At 54.9% G+C, this 18621-nt stretch carries 16 protein-coding genes and 1 riboswitch; of the genes, 9 read left to right on the forward strand and 7 right to left on the reverse strand.

Annotated elements, in window-relative coordinates; genetic code table 11:
* Position 1: 1 nt before the first annotated feature.
* The 5 genes from mraZ to leuO all read right to left on the reverse strand — a co-directional run bounded on the left by mraZ (position 2) and on the right by leuO (position 5758).
* Positions 2–460, reverse strand: coding sequence for a division/cell wall cluster transcriptional repressor MraZ (gene mraZ / locus GYRE_RS00630; RefSeq protein ID WP_038252151.1), 459 nt, complete (start codon positions 458–460; stop codon positions 2–4).
* Between the two features lie 601 nt (positions 461–1061).
* On the reverse strand, positions 1062–2066 hold the full coding sequence (gene cra / locus GYRE_RS00635) for a catabolite repressor/activator (RefSeq protein WP_006817131.1): 1005 nt from the start codon (positions 2064–2066) through the stop codon (positions 1062–1064).
* A 177-nt stretch (positions 2067–2243) separates the two neighbouring features.
* Positions 2244–2735, reverse strand: coding sequence for an acetolactate synthase small subunit (gene ilvN / locus GYRE_RS00640; RefSeq protein WP_006817130.1), 492 nt, complete (start codon positions 2733–2735; stop codon positions 2244–2246).
* 2 nt (positions 2736–2737) lie between these two features.
* Entirely contained in the window at positions 2738–4462 is a 1725-nt protein-coding gene (ilvI, locus tag GYRE_RS00645) for an acetolactate synthase 3 large subunit (RefSeq protein WP_038252153.1), read from the reverse strand.
* A 330-nt stretch (positions 4463–4792) separates the two neighbouring features.
* Positions 4793–5758, reverse strand: coding sequence for a transcriptional regulator LeuO (gene leuO / locus GYRE_RS00650; RefSeq protein WP_087943231.1), 966 nt, complete (start codon positions 5756–5758; stop codon positions 4793–4795).
* Positions 5759–6370: 612 nt separating this feature from the next.
* On the opposite strand from leuO, the gene leuL reads away from it, so the two are divergent.
* The 5 genes from leuL (at position 6371) to leuD (ending at position 11230) form a co-directional block, all read left to right on the forward strand.
* The gene (leuL, locus tag GYRE_RS25220) at positions 6371–6457 is read left to right on the forward strand and encodes a leu operon leader peptide (protein ID WP_112471471.1); all 87 of its coding nucleotides are present in this window, start codon (positions 6371–6373) and stop codon (positions 6455–6457) included.
* A gap of 91 nt (positions 6458–6548) precedes the next feature.
* The gene (leuA, locus tag GYRE_RS00655; protein ID WP_006817126.1) at positions 6549–8120 is read left to right on the forward strand and encodes a 2-isopropylmalate synthase; all 1572 of its coding nucleotides are present in this window, start codon (positions 6549–6551) and stop codon (positions 8118–8120) included.
* Positions 8120–9211: a 3-isopropylmalate dehydrogenase gene (gene leuB, locus GYRE_RS00660; RefSeq protein ID WP_006817125.1), complete on the forward strand. Its 1092-nt coding sequence runs from the start codon at positions 8120–8122 to the stop codon at positions 9209–9211. The genes leuA and leuB overlap by 1 nt, the downstream gene beginning before the upstream one ends.
* Positions 9212–9213: 2 nt before the next feature.
* Positions 9214–10614: a 3-isopropylmalate dehydratase large subunit gene (gene leuC / locus GYRE_RS00665; RefSeq protein WP_038252155.1), complete on the forward strand. Its 1401-nt coding sequence runs from the start codon at positions 9214–9216 to the stop codon at positions 10612–10614.
* Between the two features lie 10 nt (positions 10615–10624).
* On the forward strand, positions 10625–11230 hold the full coding sequence (leuD, locus tag GYRE_RS00670; protein ID WP_006817123.1) for a 3-isopropylmalate dehydratase small subunit: 606 nt from the start codon (positions 10625–10627) through the stop codon (positions 11228–11230).
* 96 nt (positions 11231–11326) lie between these two features.
* Here leuD and GYRE_RS00675 read toward each other — a convergent pair whose 3' ends face one another.
* Positions 11327–12505: a sugar efflux transporter gene (locus tag GYRE_RS00675; RefSeq protein ID WP_038252157.1), complete on the reverse strand. Its 1179-nt coding sequence runs from the start codon at positions 12503–12505 to the stop codon at positions 11327–11329.
* A 222-nt stretch (positions 12506–12727) separates the two neighbouring features.
* Between GYRE_RS00675 and sgrR the strand changes: the two genes are divergently transcribed.
* The 4 genes from sgrR to thiQ all read left to right on the forward strand — a co-directional run bounded on the left by sgrR (position 12728) and on the right by thiQ (position 17802).
* Positions 12728–14383, forward strand: a complete 1656-nt coding sequence (gene sgrR, locus GYRE_RS00680; RefSeq protein WP_006817121.1) for an HTH-type transcriptional regulator SgrR — start codon at positions 12728–12730, stop codon at positions 14381–14383.
* Positions 14384–14418: 35 nt separating this feature from the next.
* Positions 14419–14515, forward strand: a riboswitch (TPP riboswitch).
* A 32-nt stretch (positions 14516–14547) separates the two neighbouring features.
* Positions 14548–15531: a thiamine ABC transporter substrate binding subunit gene (thiB, locus tag GYRE_RS00685; protein ID WP_038252159.1), complete on the forward strand. Its 984-nt coding sequence runs from the start codon at positions 14548–14550 to the stop codon at positions 15529–15531.
* The gene (thiP, locus tag GYRE_RS00690; RefSeq protein WP_038252161.1) at positions 15507–17117 is read left to right on the forward strand and encodes a thiamine/thiamine pyrophosphate ABC transporter permease ThiP; all 1611 of its coding nucleotides are present in this window, start codon (positions 15507–15509) and stop codon (positions 17115–17117) included. Before thiB ends, thiP begins: the two co-directional genes overlap by 25 nt.
* On the forward strand, positions 17101–17802 hold the full coding sequence (gene thiQ, locus GYRE_RS00695) for a thiamine ABC transporter ATP-binding protein ThiQ (RefSeq protein WP_006817118.1): 702 nt from the start codon (positions 17101–17103) through the stop codon (positions 17800–17802). Before thiP ends, thiQ begins: the two co-directional genes overlap by 17 nt.
* On the opposite strand, the gene GYRE_RS00700 is transcribed toward thiQ, so the two are convergent.
* Positions 17799–18566 carry a DedA family protein gene (locus GYRE_RS00700; RefSeq protein ID WP_006817117.1) on the reverse strand — a complete coding sequence of 256 codons (768 nt, stop codon included), beginning with the start codon at positions 18564–18566 and terminating at the stop codon, positions 17799–17801. The genes thiQ and GYRE_RS00700 overlap by 4 nt on opposite strands.
* Positions 18567–18621: the final 55 nt, after the last annotated feature.

Below are 18621 nucleotides of genomic sequence, written 5' to 3' on the forward strand. Positions count from 1 at the left end.
TTTATAAGGACAAATCCTGCAATCGTTCCGACAGCTCGCCGGTATCCGACTGCTCAGCGTCAATATCTTCCCTGACCCGTTGATACCAGGTCGTTTCATCCCACAGTTCAAACTTATTGAACTGCCCGACCAGCATCACTTCTTTGGTCAGTCCGGCGTGTTGCCGTAAAACCGGCGCTATCAGCAAGCGGCCCGCATTATCCATCTGACATTCGCTCGCATGTCCTAACAACAAACGCTGTACGCGGCGTTCGGCGGGATTCATGCTCGACAGTCGCGACAATTTTTGCTCAATAATTTCCCATTCCGGGAGCGGGTAAAGCAGCAGGCACGGGTGATGAATGTCAATGGTGCACACCATTAGACCGGAAGCGTCTTCGACTAGCCTGTCGCGGTACCGTGTTGGCACGGCTAAACGACCTTTGCTGTCGAGATTGACTAACGTTGCCCCTCGGAACATGCCAGCCTCACCCCTTTTCACCACTTTCACCCACAAATTCCCACATAAAGGAGTTTACGGAGCAGAGGAAAACCTTGTCAAGCCAGCACTGAGGCCAGAGGAGTTAAAAATCCCATTAATGACGGCAGATATTCGCCCTGTTTATTTTTTCATCAACCAACGAGGCAAATTAAGGCTATGAATATTTGTAAGAAAAAAACAAATCCATTCATGCTCGTTAAAAGAAACTCAATATCATCGAGGGAAAATATAAAGTGTCAGTTTGCGACGTGCGCGGCATTTTAGGACATTCTGCTGGTGGTTAACAGTCCCTGATGCTCGGCCCTGCCACCATTTTTCCGCCGCGCCACGACGGGTACGGCGCCGTTAGTGGGAGAAGTGTTTGTTAATTGGGCAAATCGACTGAGGATGTAACAAAATAATTCAAATGTAATGAATGGTTACTGCAATTTCTGGGGTAAAAGCAAGAATTGACCTGATTAAAATACGAATTTAATTAACGTCCTGGATAAATTAAAGAATTGTCTGAATATCAGCATAACCTTAATTTCCCAGGGGGAAAAAGTAATGAAGGTAGCCGGGGCTACCTCCATTTTTCAACTTAGTGGCGGCTCAAACTACCACGACGGTAGAGGTTACGTCGGATACGGCTGAGGCCTGGCTTTGGCTTACGTGGTTCATCGAGGCTCGCGAGCACGATCTCCAGCACGCGCTCGGCGACATCACGGTGACGCTGCGCAACGGCCAGCACCGGGCACTGCAGAAAATCGAGCAGCTCGTGATCGCCAAAGGTGGCAATCGCCAGCTCAGACGGCAGCTTGCCTTCACGGCGCAGCGTTACGTCCATGACGCCCTGCAGTAATGCAAAGGAAGTGGTGAACAACGCCTCCGGCATGGCGTGCGTCTCCAGCCATTTTTCAAACAGCGCGCCCGCCGCTTCACGTTCATAGCTGTTGGCATAGAGGAAGTCGACCGTGCGCGGATCATCTTTCCAGGCGGTACGGAAGCCCTGCTCACGCAGGAAGCTTACGGAAAGCTCTGGTAAAGCACCGAGGTACAACACGCTTTCAGCCGGGAATTTACGCAGTTCCGCCGCCAGCATCTCCGCATCGTCCTGATCCGCACCCACGACGCTGGTAAAATGTTCGCGGTCGAGGGCACGATCCAGCGCCACAATCGGGAACGAGTCATTAGCCCAGCGCTGATAGAAAGGGTGCTCTGGCGGCAGAGAGGTGGAAACGATAATCGCATCCACCTGGCGTTGCAGCAGATGCTCAATACAGCGCATTTCGTTGTCAGGCTGATCTTCAGAGCAGGCAATCAGCAGCTGATAGCCACGCTGACGCGCCTGGCGCTCCAGGTAGTTGGCGATCCGGGTATAGCTGGTGTTTTCCAGATCGGGGATCACTAATCCTATTGAGCGTGTGCGTCCTGCACGCAGACCCGCGGCAACCGCATTGGGGTGGTAGTTATGCTCACGCACAACGGCCATCACTTTTTCGACGGTTTTATCGCTAACGCGGTACTGCTTCGCTTTACCGTTAATCACATAGCTCGCGGTAGTCCGGGAAACACCGGCGAGCCGGGCGATTTCATCCAGTTTCACAATTGCCCCTTGCGTAAAATGTACAAACTATAACCACTGTTAAAATATGGGATAAATGCTACATCATCTAAACGCAGAATGCTGACTGCGGCAACCGCTTTTGTCGACACTTATCACGGGTTTTGCAAAAAAAAGCCCGACTGATGACCGTCGGGCTGAAGTTTTTCAGCAAAACCTTTAGCGCATGATCTTATCACCGCGCGATAAACCGACCACGCCGGAGCGCGCCACCTCGACAATCCGCGCCACATCTCGCAGTGACGCGAGAAACGCATCCAGCTTGTCGCTGGTGCCAGCTAGCTGAACAGTGTAAATCGAGGGAGTAACGTCGATAATCTGCCCGCGGAAGATTTCGGTGTTTCGCTTCACTTCTTCGCGTCCGTACCCGCTGGCCTGTACTTTCACCAGCATGATTTCACGCTCTACATGTGCCCCCTGCCCCAGCTCGCTGACGCGCAACACATCCACCAGCTTGTGTAGTTGCTTCTCTATCTGCTCAAGCACTTTCTCATCGCCAACGGTCTGGATTGTCATGCGTGAAAGCGTTGGATCGTCAGTCGGCGCTACGGTCAGGCTTTCAATGTTGTAGCCACGCTGGGAAAAAAGCCCAATGACGCGCGATAACGCGCCCGATTCGTTCTCGAGTAATACCGATAGTATCCGGCGCATAATCAGGTTCTCTCCGTTTTACTGAGCCACATATCACCCATTGTGCCACCGCGAATTTGCATGGGGTAAACGTGCTCGCTGCCGTCGACGGTAACATCAACAAACACCAGTCGGTTTTGCCGAACGGCTTCCAGCGCCTCCTTCAGCTTGCCTTCCAGCTCTTCCGGCTTATCAATGCGAATACCAACGTGACCATAGGCCTCCGCCAGGCGGACGAAATCGGGCAGCGATTCCATATAAGATTGCGAGTGGCGACCGGAATAAATCATGTCCTGCCACTGTTTCACCATTCCGAGATAGCGGTTGTTGAGATTCAGCACCAGCACCGGCAGCTCGTACTGAAGCGCAGTAGAAAGTTCCTGAATGTTCATCTGGATACTGCCATCACCGGTGACGCAAATTACCGTTTCACCCGGTAGCGCCATTTTCACCCCCAGCGCGGCAGGAAGGCCGAAGCCCATGGTGCCCAGGCCACCGGAGTTTATCCAGCGACGGGGTTTATCAAAGGGGTAGTAGAGCGCGGCAAACATCTGGTGCTGACCAACGTCGGAAGTCACGTAGGCGTCGCCGTTCGTTAACCGCCAGATAGTTTCAATCACCGCCTGTGGTTTAATCGCCAGGCTTTGGGTGTCGTACTTCAGGCACTGGCGCGCGCGCCATTGCTCAATCTGTTGCCACCAGTCGCGGACCTCATCCAGCGGTTGAGCTGCTGCCTCCTGATCGACAAGCTCCAGCATTTGATCCAGCACCTGACCCGCATCGCCAACGATGGGAATATCTGCGGCTACCGTTTTAGAAATAGAGGTGGGGTCGATGTCGATATGCAGCACCGTGGCATCCGGGCAGTATTTCGCCAGATTATTGGTCGTGCGATCATCAAAGCGAACGCCGACGGCAAAAATGACGTCAGAATGATGCATCGTCATGTTGGCTTCGTATGTGCCATGCATCCCCAGCATCCCCAACGCCTGCCGATGCGTTGCCGGGAATCCGCCAAGCCCCATCAGTGAAGAAGCCACTGGCAGGTTGAGCTTTTCAATCAACGTACGCAGCTGCGCATGGCACTGCGAATTTATCACTCCGCCACCGACGTAAACTACCGGCTTTTTTGCCGCAATCAGGGTCTGCAGCGCGCGTTTGATCTGCCCTTTGTGACCCGTCGTGGTGGGATTATAGGAGCGCATACTGACCGACTCCGGCCAGGAGTACGGCAGCTTATTTGCCGGGCTCAGGATATCTTTCGGCAGATCGACCACCACCGGGCCAGGGCGTCCACTGGCGGCAAGCCAGAAGGCTTTTTTCAGCACACCCGGGATATCTTCGGTTTGCTTCACCAGGAAACTGTGCTTCACCACCGGGCGCGAAATCCCCACCATGTCGCACTCCTGAAAGGCGTCATAGCCGATGAGCGACGTCGCTACCTGACCTGAGAGGATAACCAGCGGAATCGAATCCATATAAGCCGTTGCGATCCCAGTGATGGCGTTGGTCGCTCCCGGTCCGGAAGTCACCAGCACCACACCCACTTCCCCCGTAGCCCGTGCCAGACCGTCGGCCATGTGAACAGCGGCCTGCTCGTGGCGGACCAGCACATGATCAATGCCGCCAACGGTATGCAAAGCATCATAAATATCGAGGACAGCGCCCCCAGGATAGCCGAACACCTGCTTTACGCCCTGATCGATTAACGATCGGACTACCATCTCGGCTCCAGACAACATCTCCATGGTTCGCCTCCCGGCATGAACATAAACGCGCGTTTTCTCACATTCACTTAACATAACCGCTCGTTACCAGGCAGGCAATCACCCCCTAACCGGCGTCAAGCGCCTGAAAAAGCAGAAAAGAAAGCCATTAAACAAAAATATGGTGAATTACTTCAGAGATGGGAAAAGGAGATACTGATTACTCGGGATAATCGTTAAAGAACAGGAATTGATCCATTTTGTACGGAAAAAAGTAAGATAACCAAAACAACAAACAGAACGATATGCTGGATTATTTTATAATAACAAAACAAACAGGACGCCAAAGCGCCCGGGTTGTTTTGGGATTCACTAACGCTGACAAATAGCCGCCAGCAGTTCTTCCATCCACTGATGACCTTTATCGCGACCCGCAGCCTCATGCCAGGACAGATAACAGGTACGGCTGTTTAATTTCAGCGGCAAAGGTAATATCTGCAGATCGAGTTTATCAGCGAACTCTTCCGCCAGACCGCGTGGCGCAATAGCAACCATTTGCGTTTGGGCTACCACATTCAGAACGCTAATTAGCGCCATCCCCTGGTAAGCAACGCAGGATTGTTTATCTATCGTGTCATACCAGGGCTGACTGAATGAGGCATATCGCTCCAGCGAAACTACGGCATGTTGTTCCTGATAAATATCACTTTCTTTTAATGGACCGCTCAGGCGAGGATGCTTACGGCTGGCGACCAGAACCATTTCATCTTTAAATACAGGAATACATGAGAACTCCGGACGACGGAACTCCTCATAGCCCAGAACAAATTCAATTTCCTGATAGCGTAGCTGGTGTTCTGTATTTTGATTTAAGGATGACTTAAATACCAGGCTAATATTCGGTGCTATTTCTTTCACTCGATTAAAAATGAGTGATGTTAAATAGTTATCGAGCGGACTGCAGACACAGAGATGGAACACGCGTTCGCTGCTAAGCGGATCAAACTCGGATCCCGGCAGCTCATTTTGCACCAACTGCAGCGCCTGACGTACTGAAGCGAACAGCTGAAAAGCCCTGGCCGTAGGCTGGATCCCCCGCCCATAACGCACGAAAAGCTCATCATTAAACATCAGTTTCAGGCGGGCTACCGCGTTACTGACAGCAGGTTGCGACATCCCCAGCGTCTGTGCGGCACGCGTGATGTTTTGCTCCTGCATCACCGCATCAAACACGGTCAATAAATTTAAATCCACCATTCTGAGCTGTGGTTTAACCACAAACGACGGCTCAGCCTGGCGCTCAATTCTATCCACGGGCATTTCTAACTCCACTGTCACGATAAGCTCCCTTTGCATTAATGCAATAATAAATTCTGACAATATGATTTATCATGCATATAAAATCAGCAAAAGAGAAAAATATAAAAATAGGAAAATATAAAGACAGCCGGTGTCCACACGCGAAGATTCGGGTAAAAACGGTATTCGAATTCACCAAACCATAACTGGCCTTAATGAAACAAATGTAATCATAAACCAGAACAATAAGCAACGCTTGCGCTTAGCATAGATAATTGTAGTAAAAATAAATTGTATATTTAGTGACAATTAAACGATTAACAATTATTTTTCAAAAGAAACACGAATTTATTATTAAATTTATTTTCCAAATGAATAACATTAGACGAATCATATAGATAACTTTATCACATCAAAGATAAGCTGAAATAACCAGCTGCAAGCAAATTTAATAAAATGATTCAAAACATGTAAAACATGAACCGCCGTCGGAAGAATCATCGCCGCGACGCGGCGAGCATCAGCACGATAAGCTAATTCACCCTACCATAATCGTTAAAGAAAACGTGTTTTTCCGGACACAGGGGTTGACTTCAAATGGTGTATCCAGTACCACTAAAAGCATATCGAATTGAACTGGAGTTGGACAACATGATTCGCACGTCACATTTCACCAGCCTACTACTACTAAACGCCTCATTTGTGCGCGGTAGTCTGGTGGGCGACGTTCAGCGATAAGTCCTCCTCCAGAAACAAAGACAACCCGCGCCATTGCGCGGGTTTTTTTATGCTCGTAGCAAGGCGCCCAGAACCATCAAGGACCTAAACCATGAGCCAGCAAGTCGTTATTTTTGATACCACTTTACGTGACGGTGAACAGGCATTACAGGCAAGTCTGAGCGTAAAAGAGAAGTTGCAGATTGCTTTTGCCCTGGAGCGTATGGGCGTCGACGTGATGGAAGTCGGGTTTCCGGTCTCTTCCCCGGGCGATTTTGAATCCGTACAAACCATCGCCCGGCAGATCAAAAACAGCCGCGTTTGCGCTCTGGCACGCTGCGTGGAGAAAGATATCGACGTCGCCGCAGAGTCGTTGAAAGTCGCGGAAGCCTTCCGCATTCATACTTTTATCGCCACCTCACCGATGCACATCGCCACCAAACTGCGCAGCACCCTGGACGAGGTTATCGAACGCGCCGTCTATATGGTCAAGCGCGCACGTAATTATACCGACGACGTTGAGTTCTCCTGTGAAGACGCAGGTCGTACCCCGATTGCCGATCTGGCTCGCGTAGTGGAAGCGGCAATAAGCGCCGGTGCCACGACGATCAACATTCCTGACACCGTCGGCTACACCATGCCGTTTGAGTTCTCTAATATCATTACGGGTCTGTATGAGCGCGTCCCCAACATCGATAAAGCCATTATCTCTGTGCATACCCATGACGATTTAGGTCTGGCCGTTGGCAACGCCATTGCGGCAGTTCACGCGGGTGCCCGTCAGGTAGAAGGCGCAATGAACGGTATCGGCGAACGTGCCGGTAACTGCTCGCTGGAAGAAGTGATCATGGCCATTAAGGTGCGCAAAGACATCATGAATCTGCACACCAGGATCAATCACCATGAGATCTGGCGCACCAGCCAGACCGTCAGCCAGATCTGCAATATGCCGGTCCCGGCGAACAAAGCGATTGTTGGCACCGGTGCCTTCGCGCACTCCTCTGGGATCCACCAGGACGGCGTGATTAAAAACCGCGAAAACTACGAAATCATGACCCCGGAATCCATTGGCCTGAACCAGGTGCAGCTGAACCTGACCTCACGCTCCGGCCGTGCGGCGGTGAAGCACCGTATGGAAGAGATGGGTTATCAGGAAGCCGACTACAACATGGACCATCTGTACGATGCATTCCTGAAGCTGGCGGATAAAAAAGGCCAGGTCTTTGACTACGATCTGGAAGCTTTGGCCTTCATTAATAAACAGCAGGAAGAGCCAGAACACTTCCGTCTGGATTATTTCAGCGTGCAGTCTGGCTCAAGTGATATCGCTACTGCGTCAGTCAAACTGGCCTGCGGTGAGGAAATCAAAGCCGAAGCCGCTAACGGCAACGGCCCGGTCGATGCGGTGTATCAGGCCATTAACCGTATTACCAACTACAACATCGAGCTGGTGAAGTACGGCCTGAGCGCCAAAGGCCAGGGTAAAGATGCGCTGGGCCAGGTAGATATCGTGGCTAATTACAACGGCCGCCGCTTCCACGGCGTGGGCCTGGCGACCGATATCGTTGAGTCCTCCGCGAAAGCGATGGTTCACGTGCTGAACAATATCTGGCGCGCCGCCGAAGTCGAAAAAGAGCTGCAACGTAAAGCGCAGAATAATGAAAATAAAAAGGAAACCGTGTGATGTCGAAGAATTACCATATTGCCGTATTGCCGGGTGACGGCATTGGCCCGGAAGTCATGAGCCAGGCCCTGAAAGTACTGGAAGCTGTGCGCCAGCGTTTTGCGATTCGTATCTCCACCAGCCACTATGACGTGGGCGGGATTGCGATTGATAACCACGGAACACCGTTGCCGCAGGCGACGGTAGAAGGCTGCGAAAACGCCGATGCGGTACTGTTTGGCTCCGTTGGTGGTCCGAAATGGGAACATCTGCCACCCGCTGAACAGCCTGAGCGCGGTGCACTGCTGCCGCTGCGTAAACACTTTAAATTATTCAGCAACCTGCGTCCGGCAAAACTGTACCAGGGTCTGGAAGCGTTCTGCCCGCTGCGCGCCGACATCGCCGCTAACGGTTTCGATATTCTGTGCGTTCGCGAGTTAACTGGCGGCATTTACTTTGGTCAGCCAAAGGGCCGTGAAGGCAGCGGTCAGCATGAAAAAGCGTTCGATACCGAGGTGTATCACCGTTTTGAGATCGAACGTATCGCGCGTATTGCTTTTGAATCAGCGCGCAAGCGTCGCCATAAAGTCACCTCAATCGATAAAGCGAACGTCCTGCAGTCTTCCGTACTGTGGCGCGAAGTGGTCAACGAAATCGCCCGCGACTACCCGGACGTTGAGCTGGCGCACATGTACATCGACAACGCCACCATGCAGTTGATTAAAGATCCGTCGCAGTTCGACGTTCTGCTGTGTTCAAACCTGTTTGGCGACATCCTCTCTGACGAGTGCGCGATGATAACCGGTTCGATGGGGATGCTGCCTTCCGCCAGTCTGAACGAGCAGGGTTTTGGTCTGTATGAACCGGCAGGCGGCTCCGCGCCAGACATCGCCGGGAAAAACATCGCTAACCCGATTGCCCAGATCTTGTCTCTGGCGCTGCTGTTGCGCTACAGCCTGGACGCCGGCGAAGCCGCAAACGCCATTGAACGCGCGATCAATAAAGCATTAGAGAACGGCGTGCGTACGGGTGATTTATCCCGCGACGGCGCAGCGGTTAGCACCGATGAAATGGGCGATATTATTGCCCGCTATGTCGCTGAAGGGGTGTAATCATGGCGAAGACGTTATACGAAAAGTTATTTGATGCGCATGTGGTACACGAAGCGCCGAACGAAACCCCGCTGTTGTACATCGACCGCCATCTGGTGCATGAAGTCACCTCACCGCAGGCGTTTGATGGCCTGCGCGCCCACCATCGTCCGGTTCGTCAGCCTGGCAAAACCTTTGCCACAATGGACCATAACGTCTCTACCCAGACGAAAGATATCAATGCCTCCGGCGAGATGGCCCGCATCCAGATGCAGGAGCTGATTAAAAACTGTAATGAGTTTGGCGTCGAGTTGTATGACCTGAACCACCCTTATCAGGGTATCGTCCACGTCATGGGCCCGGAACAGGGTATCACTCTGCCAGGTATGACCATCGTCTGTGGTGACTCCCACACTGCCACCCACGGAGCCTTTGGCGCGCTGGCATTTGGTATCGGTACTTCTGAGGTTGAGCACGTGCTGGCCACGCAGACCCTGAAACAGGGTCGTGCCAAAACCATGAAGATTGAAGTGAAAGGCAAAGCGGCACCAGGCATCACCGCGAAAGATATCGTGCTGGCGATTATCGGTAAAACCGGTAGCGCAGGTGGCACCGGCCACGTCGTGGAGTTTTGTGGCCAGGCTATCCGTGACCTGAGCATGGAAGGCCGCATGACCCTGTGCAACATGGCGATTGAAATGGGCGCTAAAGCGGGTCTGGTTGCTCCGGATGAAACCACGTTTAACTACGTGCAGGGCCGTCTGCATGCCCCGAAAGGCCAGGATTTTGCCGACGCCGTCGCCTACTGGAAAACCCTGAAGACCGACGAAGGCGCAGCTTTTGACACCATTGTCACCCTGCAGGCGGAAGAAATTGCCCCGCAGGTCACCTGGGGTACCAACCCGGGTCAGGTCATCTCCGTCACCGACGCAATCCCCGATCCGGCGTCGTTCAGCGACCCGGTGGAGCGCGCTTCGGCTGAAAAAGCGCTGGCCTATATGGGCCTGAAACCCGGCATTCCGCTGACCGAAGTCGCTATCGATAAAGTTTTTATCGGCTCCTGTACCAACTCGCGAATTGAAGATTTACGCGCCGCCGCAGAAATTGCCAAAGGCCGTAAAGTCGCGCCAGGAGTGCAAGCGTTAGTGGTACCGGGTTCCGGCCCGGTAAAAGCGCAGGCGGAAGCAGAAGGTCTGGACAAAATCTTCATCGAAGCCGGTTTTGAATGGCGTCTGCCGGGCTGCTCGATGTGCCTCGCGATGAACAACGATCGTCTGAACCCTGGCGAACGCTGCGCGTCTACCAGCAACCGTAACTTTGAAGGCCGTCAGGGCCGCGGTGGTCGTACCCACCTGGTCAGCCCTGCAATGGCGGCAGCCGCAGCGGTCACCGGTCATTTTGCCGATATTCGCGGTATTAAATAAGGAGCACATCATGGCAGAGAAATTTACCCAACACACGGGCCTGGTGGTTCCTTTAGATGCCGCCAACGTCGATACCGACGCGATTATTCCCAAGCAGTTTTTGCAGAAGGTCACCCGCACCGGGTTTGGCGCACACCTGTTTAACGACTGGCGTTTTCTCGATGACAAGGGCGAGCAGCCGAATCCGGAGTTCGTGCTCAACTTCCCGGTGTATAAAGGCGCCTCTATTCTGCTGGCGCGGGAAAACTTTGGCTGTGGCTCTTCGCGTGAGCATGCCCCCTGGGCGCTGACCGACTACGGCTTTAAGGTCGTTATTGCCCCGAGCTTCGCCGACATCTTTTATGGCAACAGCTTTAACAACCAACTGCTGCCGGTAACGCTGAGCGAAGCGGAAGTGGATGAACTGTTTGCGCTGGTGCAGGCAAATCCGGGAATAACCTTTGAGGTGGATCTGGAAGCCGAAGTAGTGACAGCCGGTGATAAGACATACCGCTTCAGCATTGACGCATTCCGCCGTCACTGCATGTTGAACGGCCTCGACAGCATCGGGCTGACGCTGCAGCATGAAGACGCGATTGCCGCGTATGAGACCAAACAGCCCGCATTTATGCACTAAGGCTGATGCCGGATGCGGCTTCGCCTTACCTGGCCTACTCTATTGACGCCGTAGATGTAGGCCGGATAAGCGTAGCGCATCCGGCGTTTTTATCCCCTACACGTCCTTCACCCGCCAGGTCATCACCAGTGCCACCAGAGAAATGGCTGCAATCACCCAGTAGACGCTGAAGTGTCCGTAACTTTGCGCCAGCGCCCCCTGTATCACTCCCGCCAGGATAACCCCGGTAGAAATACTGTTAGTGAACAGCGTAGTCGCCGATCCGGCGCGCCCCGGCATCAGATCCTGGAACCACAGCATGCCGATCCCCGCCACAATACCGATAAACACCGCGTTGAAGAACTGCAATAACAACAGCGCAGTACGGCTATGGAACATAATCAATCCGACGTAAAACAGCACACCGGCGGCTACCGCCGTCAACATCATCCGCCGTTTCCCAAAGCGCTTCACCACGTAGCCCGCGAGGATCATCGCCGGGATCTCAAGCCCCGCGGCGGTTCCCATCAGGACGCCCGCGAGACTGTCCGGCAGCCCAAGATCGGCGCTTATCCACAGCGGCATATCGATGATATACATGGTGTTGCAGGTCCACATCAGCGTGGAGGCGATGAACAGCATTCTGACGTTCTTATCTCCCCACCCCGCAACGTCGGTCACGGCAACGGCGGCGGGCTGCTCCACCCGAGCCACCGCCGGCAACGCCAGCGCTATCAGCAGCAAGCTCACCACGAAGATCCCGGCGGCGATAGTGAACATGGTGGTAAAGCCGTAATTAAGCGCCAGCATGAACGCCAGCGGTGGGCCAATCACCCAGGCAAGCGACAACTGAGCACGCATGACCGAGCTGAACATCACCACTTCTCGCGCCGAACTGTCGGCATATTCACGCGCCAGGGCAAACAGCTGAGGCATGGCAGTATTGGCAAGCGATGCCAACAGCACGCCGCAGGTGATAAGCGTCAGGTAATGGCGGTTAAACGCGAACAACAACGCGTTACCCACCGCCATCAGACAGCACAGCATGATGAGCTTACGCCGATCGCCCCGGCTGTCGGACCGTTTCGCCAGCCACAGGCTGACAAGGATCCCGGCAATGGCGTTAACGGTATAAAACAGCCCGACCCAGAAAGGTTCCGCCCCCACTTCGCGGCTCAAAAACAAACTGAGCGTCGGAGCCTGCAGCGCACCGGCCACGCCCATCATGAAAGCCACCAGCATAAAAGCCGCGTAGACGCCGTTGAGCCGCCGTCCCATCGTCACCAACCAGAGCATGAATCATCCTTAACGCAAACAGGAAACGAAAAAAGCCAGCAGAAATTTTCTGCTGGCGGGTGATTACACCAATACTCAGTCACACATGATTCGGGCTGGCCGAGGAGCACATTAACGGGATGTAACTTCCAGGTGCATCATCGACTCGCTTCATCGAGAGCCATTATTGGCCTAATATAGGGATTAATAAATTGCTGAGTTTTTGTCGGGAGTTCCTCTTTTATGTCGTCTGCTCGCCTGCAACAACAGTTCATCCGCTTATGGCAGTGCTGTGAGGGGAAAACGCAAGAAACGACCCTGAATGAGCTGGCAGAGTTACTGAGCTGCTCGCGCCGCCATATGCGTACCTTGCTCAACACCATGGAATCGCGCGGTTGGTTGACGTGGGAAGCCGAAGCCGGACGCGGCAAACGCTCGCGCCTGACCTTCCTCTACACCGGCCTTGCCCTGCAGCAGCAGCGCGCCGAAGACCTGCTGGAGCAGGACCGCATCGATCAGCTGGTACAACTGGTTGGCGATAAGGCGACCGTGCGGCAAATGCTGGTATCGCACCTTGGTCGTAGCTTCCGCCAGGGGCGGCATATCCTGCGCGTGCTGTACTATCGCCCGATGCGCAACCTGCTTCCCGGTACGCCGCTTCGCCGCTCTGAAACCCATATCGCCCGGCAAATCTTCAGCTCGCTGACGCGTATAAATGAGGAAAATGGGGAACTGGAAGCCGATATTGCTCACCACTGGCAGCAAATTTCCCCTTTGCACTGGCGCTTTTTCTTGCGTCCTGGTATTCACTTCCACAATGGCCGTGAACTGGAAATGGCGGATGTGATCGCTTCTTTGAAGCGGGCTATCGCGCTGCCGTTATATGGCCATATCACGCAGGTCGCCTCTCCTACCGCCTGGACGCTGGACGTGCACCTTTCGCAGCCAGACCAGTGGCTGCCGTGGCTACTCGGGCATGTCCCTGCGATGATCCTGCCGCAGGAGTGGGCCTCAATGCCGCATTTCTCCCGCTTGCCGGTAGGCACGGGTCCCTACGCCGTTGCGCGGAATAATGAAAACCAGCTCAAGATCCACGCCTTTGAAGAGTATTTTGGCTACCGGGCGCTTATCGACGAAGTGAACGTCTGGGTACTGCCGGAAATCAGCGAAGAGGTTAGCTGCGGGCTGACGCTGGAAGGCCCGACAACCGGAGAAAAAGCGGTAGAGAGCCGTCTCGAAGAGGGTTGTTACTACATGCTGTACGATGCCCGCTCGCACAAGGGTGCCTGCCAGGATGTACGCCAGTGGGTAAGCCAGGTGCTCTCTCCGGCGAGCCTGTTGTATCACGCCGACCAACAGTATCAGGGATACTGGTTCCCGGCCTACGGCCTGCTACCGCGCTGGCACCATGCCCGCCCGGGCCAGGGTGAGAAGCCTGCCGGACTGGAATCCCTGACGCTGACCTACTATCGTGAACACGTTGAACATCACAACATCGCGCAAATCATGGCTCGGTTGCTCGCCGAACACGGGGTACAGCTCGAGATTCAGGAGCTGGACTACGACGAATGGCACCGGGGCGAAGTGGTGAGCGATATGTGGCTGAACAGCGCCAACTTCACCCTGCCGCTCGATTTCTCTATTTTTGCCCAGCTGTATGAAGTACCGCTTATTCAACACTGCATTCCTGTCGACTGGGAAAAAGAGGCTGCCCGCTGGCATGCCGGAGAGATGAATCTGGCGAACTGGTGCCAGCAGCTCATCAACCAGCGCGCCATTGTGCCGCTGATCCACCACTGGTTGATGATTCAGGGACAGCGCAGTATGCGCGGCTTGCGTATGAACACGCTCGGCTGGTTTGACTTTAAGTCAGCCTGGTTCGCGCCACCGGAGCCCTGATACTTTCGTAACCGAGGCAAAATCATTACACTAGGCCGTTCTCAACGGGGTGCTGCGCCTGCGCGGCTGAGAAAATACCCGTCGAACCTGATCCGGATAACGCCGGCGAAGGGATTTGAGGCTGACTCAAAATCCTTTGCCACCTGGTTAACTTGAGGTGCAAAGTGTTAAAAAAACTCCTGCCGTTACTGACATTGGCCGCGCTTCCTGCGTTCGCTAAACCCGTTCTGACCGTTTACACCTACGACTCTTTCTCCGCCGACTGGGGTCCGGGGCCGGTGGTGAAAAAAGCCTTTGAAGCCGACTGCGACTGCGAACTTAAGTTTGTGGCGCTGGAAGACGGCGTTTCTCTGCTTAACCGTCTGCGGATGGAAGGTAAGAACAGCAAAGCCGACGTGGTGCTGGGCCTTGATAACAACCTGCTCGAGGCTGCGACCCAGACCGGTTTGTTCGCCAAAAGCGGCGTTCCGACTGAGAGCGTAAAAGTACCGGGCGGCTGGAAAAACGACACCTTTGTGCCATACGACTACGGCTACTTCGCCTTCGTGTATGACAAAAACAAGCTGAAGAACCCGCCGAAGAGCCTGAAAGAACTGGTAGAAAGCGACCAGAAATGGCGCGTGATTTACGAGGATCCGCGCACCAGTACGCCGGGTCTCGGCCTGCTGCTGTGGATGCAAAAAGTCTATGGTGACAAAGCCCCTGACGCCTGGCAGAAGCTGGCGAAAAAAACTGTCACAGTGACCAAAGGCTGGAGCGAAGCCTACGGCCTGTTCCTCAAAGGGGAAAGTGACCTGGTGCTGAGCTATACCACCTCTCCGGCCTACCACATTATTGAAGAGAAGAAAGATCAGTACGCCGCCGCCGACTTCAGCGAAGGCCACTACCTGCAGGTGGAAGTTGCCGCCCGTACTGCCGCCAGCAAGCAGCCGCAGTTAGCAGAAAAATTCCTGAAATTTATGGTTTCTCCGGGCTTCCAGCAGGCGATCCCAACCGGCAACTGGATGTATCCGGTGACCGACGCTGCACTTCCTGCCGGATTTGAAAAATTGGCCAAACCGTCAACCACGCTGGAGTTCACCCCGCAGCAGGTGGCATCTGAGCGCCAGAACTGGACACGGGCATGGCAACGCGCCGTCAGCCAGTAATCCCTGGCTGGCTCATTCCCGGTCTGACGGCGTCCACGTTAATGGTCGCCGTCGCACTGGCGGCCTTTTTTGCCCTGTGGTTTAACGCCCCCGCCGGATCGTGGGGTGATTTGCTGCAGGACAGTTACCTGTGGCACGTGGTGCGCTTCTCGTTCTGGCAGGCGTTTCTCTCCGCGCTGCTCTCCGTGGTACCGGCTATCTTTCTCGCCCGCGCGCTCTACCGACGCCGTTTCCCCGGCCGCAACGCTCTGCTACGCCTGTGTGCCATGACCTTAATTCTGCCGGTGCTGGTGGCGGTATTTGGCATTCTTAGCGTGTATGGTCGCCAGGGCTGGCTGTCCACCCTGTTTCAGGCGCTGGGCTGGGAGTGGACGTTCTCACCCTACGGCCTGCAGGGCATTCTGCTGGCACACGTCTTCTTTAACATGCCGATGGCAACGCGCCTGCTATTGCAGGCGCAGGAGCAAATCCCCGGCGAACAGCGCCAGCTTGCCGCCCAGCTTGGCATGCGTGGGCTCGACTTCTTCCGTCTGGTGGAGTGGCCGTGGCTGCGCCGTCAGATCCTGCCGGTATCCGCACTGATTTTTATGCTCTGCTTCGCAAGCTTCGCTACCGTGCTATCCCTCGGCGGCGGGCCGCAGGCCACCACCATTGAGCTTGCGATCTATCAGGCGCTGAACTTTGATTATGACCCGGCGCGGGCGGCGATGCTGGCGGTTATCCAGATGGTCTGCTGCCTGGGACTGGTGTTGACCAGCCAGCGTCTGAGCAAAGCCATTGCGCCTGGCACAACCCGGATGAACGGCTGGCGCGATCCCGACGACCGGGTATGGAGCCGGATTGCTGACACATTGCTCATTGGCCTTTCGCTGCTACTGTTACTCCCCCCGCTGCTGGCGGTGATTGTCGATGGCCTCAACCGCCAGCTCCCACAGGTGTTGATGCAGCCGGTGCTATGGCAGGCACTGTGGACCTCTCTGCGCATTGCGCTGGCGGCAGGCATACTGAGCGTTGTCCTGACCATGATGCTGCTGTGGAGCAGCCGGGAGCTACGCGCCCGCCGTCGTCCACTGGCCGGCCAGGCGATGGAGCTCAGCGGTATGCTGATTCTGGCGATGCCTGGCATCGTGCTGGCTACCGGCTTTTTCCTGCTACTGAACAACTCCGTGGGATTGCCGGAATCAGCGGATGGTATCGTCATCTTCACCAACGCATTGATGGCAATCCCTTATGCTCTGAAGGTGCTGGAAACGCCGATGCGCGATGTCAGTACCCGTTACGGCACCCTGTGCCAGTCGCTGGGGATGCAGGGCTTCAATCGCTTACGCATTGTGGAACTGCGGGCGCTGCGTCGCCCCATAGCGCAGGCGCTGGCGTTTGCCTGCGTATTGTCGATTGGAGATTTTGGCGTGGTGGCGCTGTTTGGCAACGACAACTTCCGTACGCTACCGTTTTATCTGTTCCAGCAGATTGGCTCATATCGCGGCAACGATGGCGCTGTCACCGCACTCCTGCTGTTGCTGCTGTGCTTTATTCTTTTCACCGCGATTGAAAAACTTCCGGGACGCGATGCTAAAACTCAATGATGTCACCTGGCTGTATCAGCATCTGCCGATGCGCTTTACCCTCTCTGTACGCCAGGGAGAGCAGATAGCCGTACTCGGCCCCAGCGGGGCGGGAAAAAGCACACTATTAAATCTAATCGCCGGCTTTCTCACCCCGGCAAGCGGCACTATCCTGATAGAAAATCAGCCCCATACCCATACCCCGCCGTCGCATCGCCCGGTCTCCATGCTGTTTCAGGAGAATAATCTCTTCAGCCATCTGACGGTGCGCCAGAACATAGGGCTGGGTCTGGATCCGGGCCTGCGCCTCAGCGAGGCGCAGCAGCATAAGCTGGAAGTGATTGCTGAACAGATGGGGATCTCCTCGATGCTCAGCCGTTTGCCCGGTGAGCTTTCCGGTGGGCAACGTCAACGTGCGGCGCTGGCGCGCTGCCTGGTACGAGAACAGCCGATATTGCTGCTGGATGAGCCATTTTCAGCGCTGGATCCGGCACTGCGTCAGGAGATGCTGCTGCTGGTAAACGATGTCTGTCGCCGCCAGCACTTAACATTGCTGATGGTGTCTCATAGTGTGGAAGATGCCGCCCGTATCGCCGAGCGCGCGCTGGTGGTAGCGGAAGGCCGAATCGCCTGGGATGGGTTAACCGGGGAGTTACTCAGCGGCGAAGCCAGTGCCTCACCGCTGCTCGGGATTACACGCCGTTAGCGGCTGACCACTTTCGCCAGAATATCGAGGTATACCGGCATCAGCGGGTGGCGGAACACGGCCACCAGCGCCACCACTGCAACGCCAAGCAGTAACGGTGCCAGCCACAGCAGGCGACTACGCGGCAAATATCGCGTCAGCCGATCGCGGCTCGCCTTGCCACTGCGCCACAGACGCCAGCACAGATAGGCGGCAACCCATAACAGCAGCGCAGCCAGCAGCAATAACCATTTAAACCCACTGCTTTGCATGTCGGCAGGAATATCGATTGCCGCCCCTGCGAGGATCCCCGGCAGGAAATAGACCGGCGGCCACAGCAGGCAGCCGATGATATTCGGCAGCGCAAATTTGGCAACCGACAGATCCAGCATTCCTGCCACCATCGGCACCAGCGGACGGGTCGGCCCGACAAAGCGTCCTACCAGGATAGTAAACATGCTGTGCTGATGCAAAGCGTGTTCGGTCTTATCCAGTAGCGATTTGTTTTTCTTCATGAACGACCAGCGGTGCAGCGGCTTTTTGAAGCGCCAGCCAAGCCAGAAGGAGATCCAGTCGCCCAGCAGACAGCCGATGATGCCCGCCAGCCACGCCTGCCAGAAACTTATCTCGCCACCGCCAATGAGCGCACCAAGCCCGGCCATCATCACCGTTCCCGGCAGAATAAGCCCAACCAGCGCCAGTGACTCAAGAAACGCCACCAGTGCGACAGCAATCAGCGAATACATCGCCGACTGCGTAATGAAGTGTTCCAGCATTGCCTGCATAGCGCGTCCGGTCAGGAAAAAGAGTCAGGGATTCTCAAAGGGTCCCGGCGAGGAG

The sequence above is a fragment of the Yokenella regensburgei ATCC 49455 genome, from assembly GCF_000735455.1.
In the GTDB taxonomy this organism is placed as follows: Bacteria; Pseudomonadota; Gammaproteobacteria; order Enterobacterales; family Enterobacteriaceae; genus Yokenella; species Yokenella regensburgei.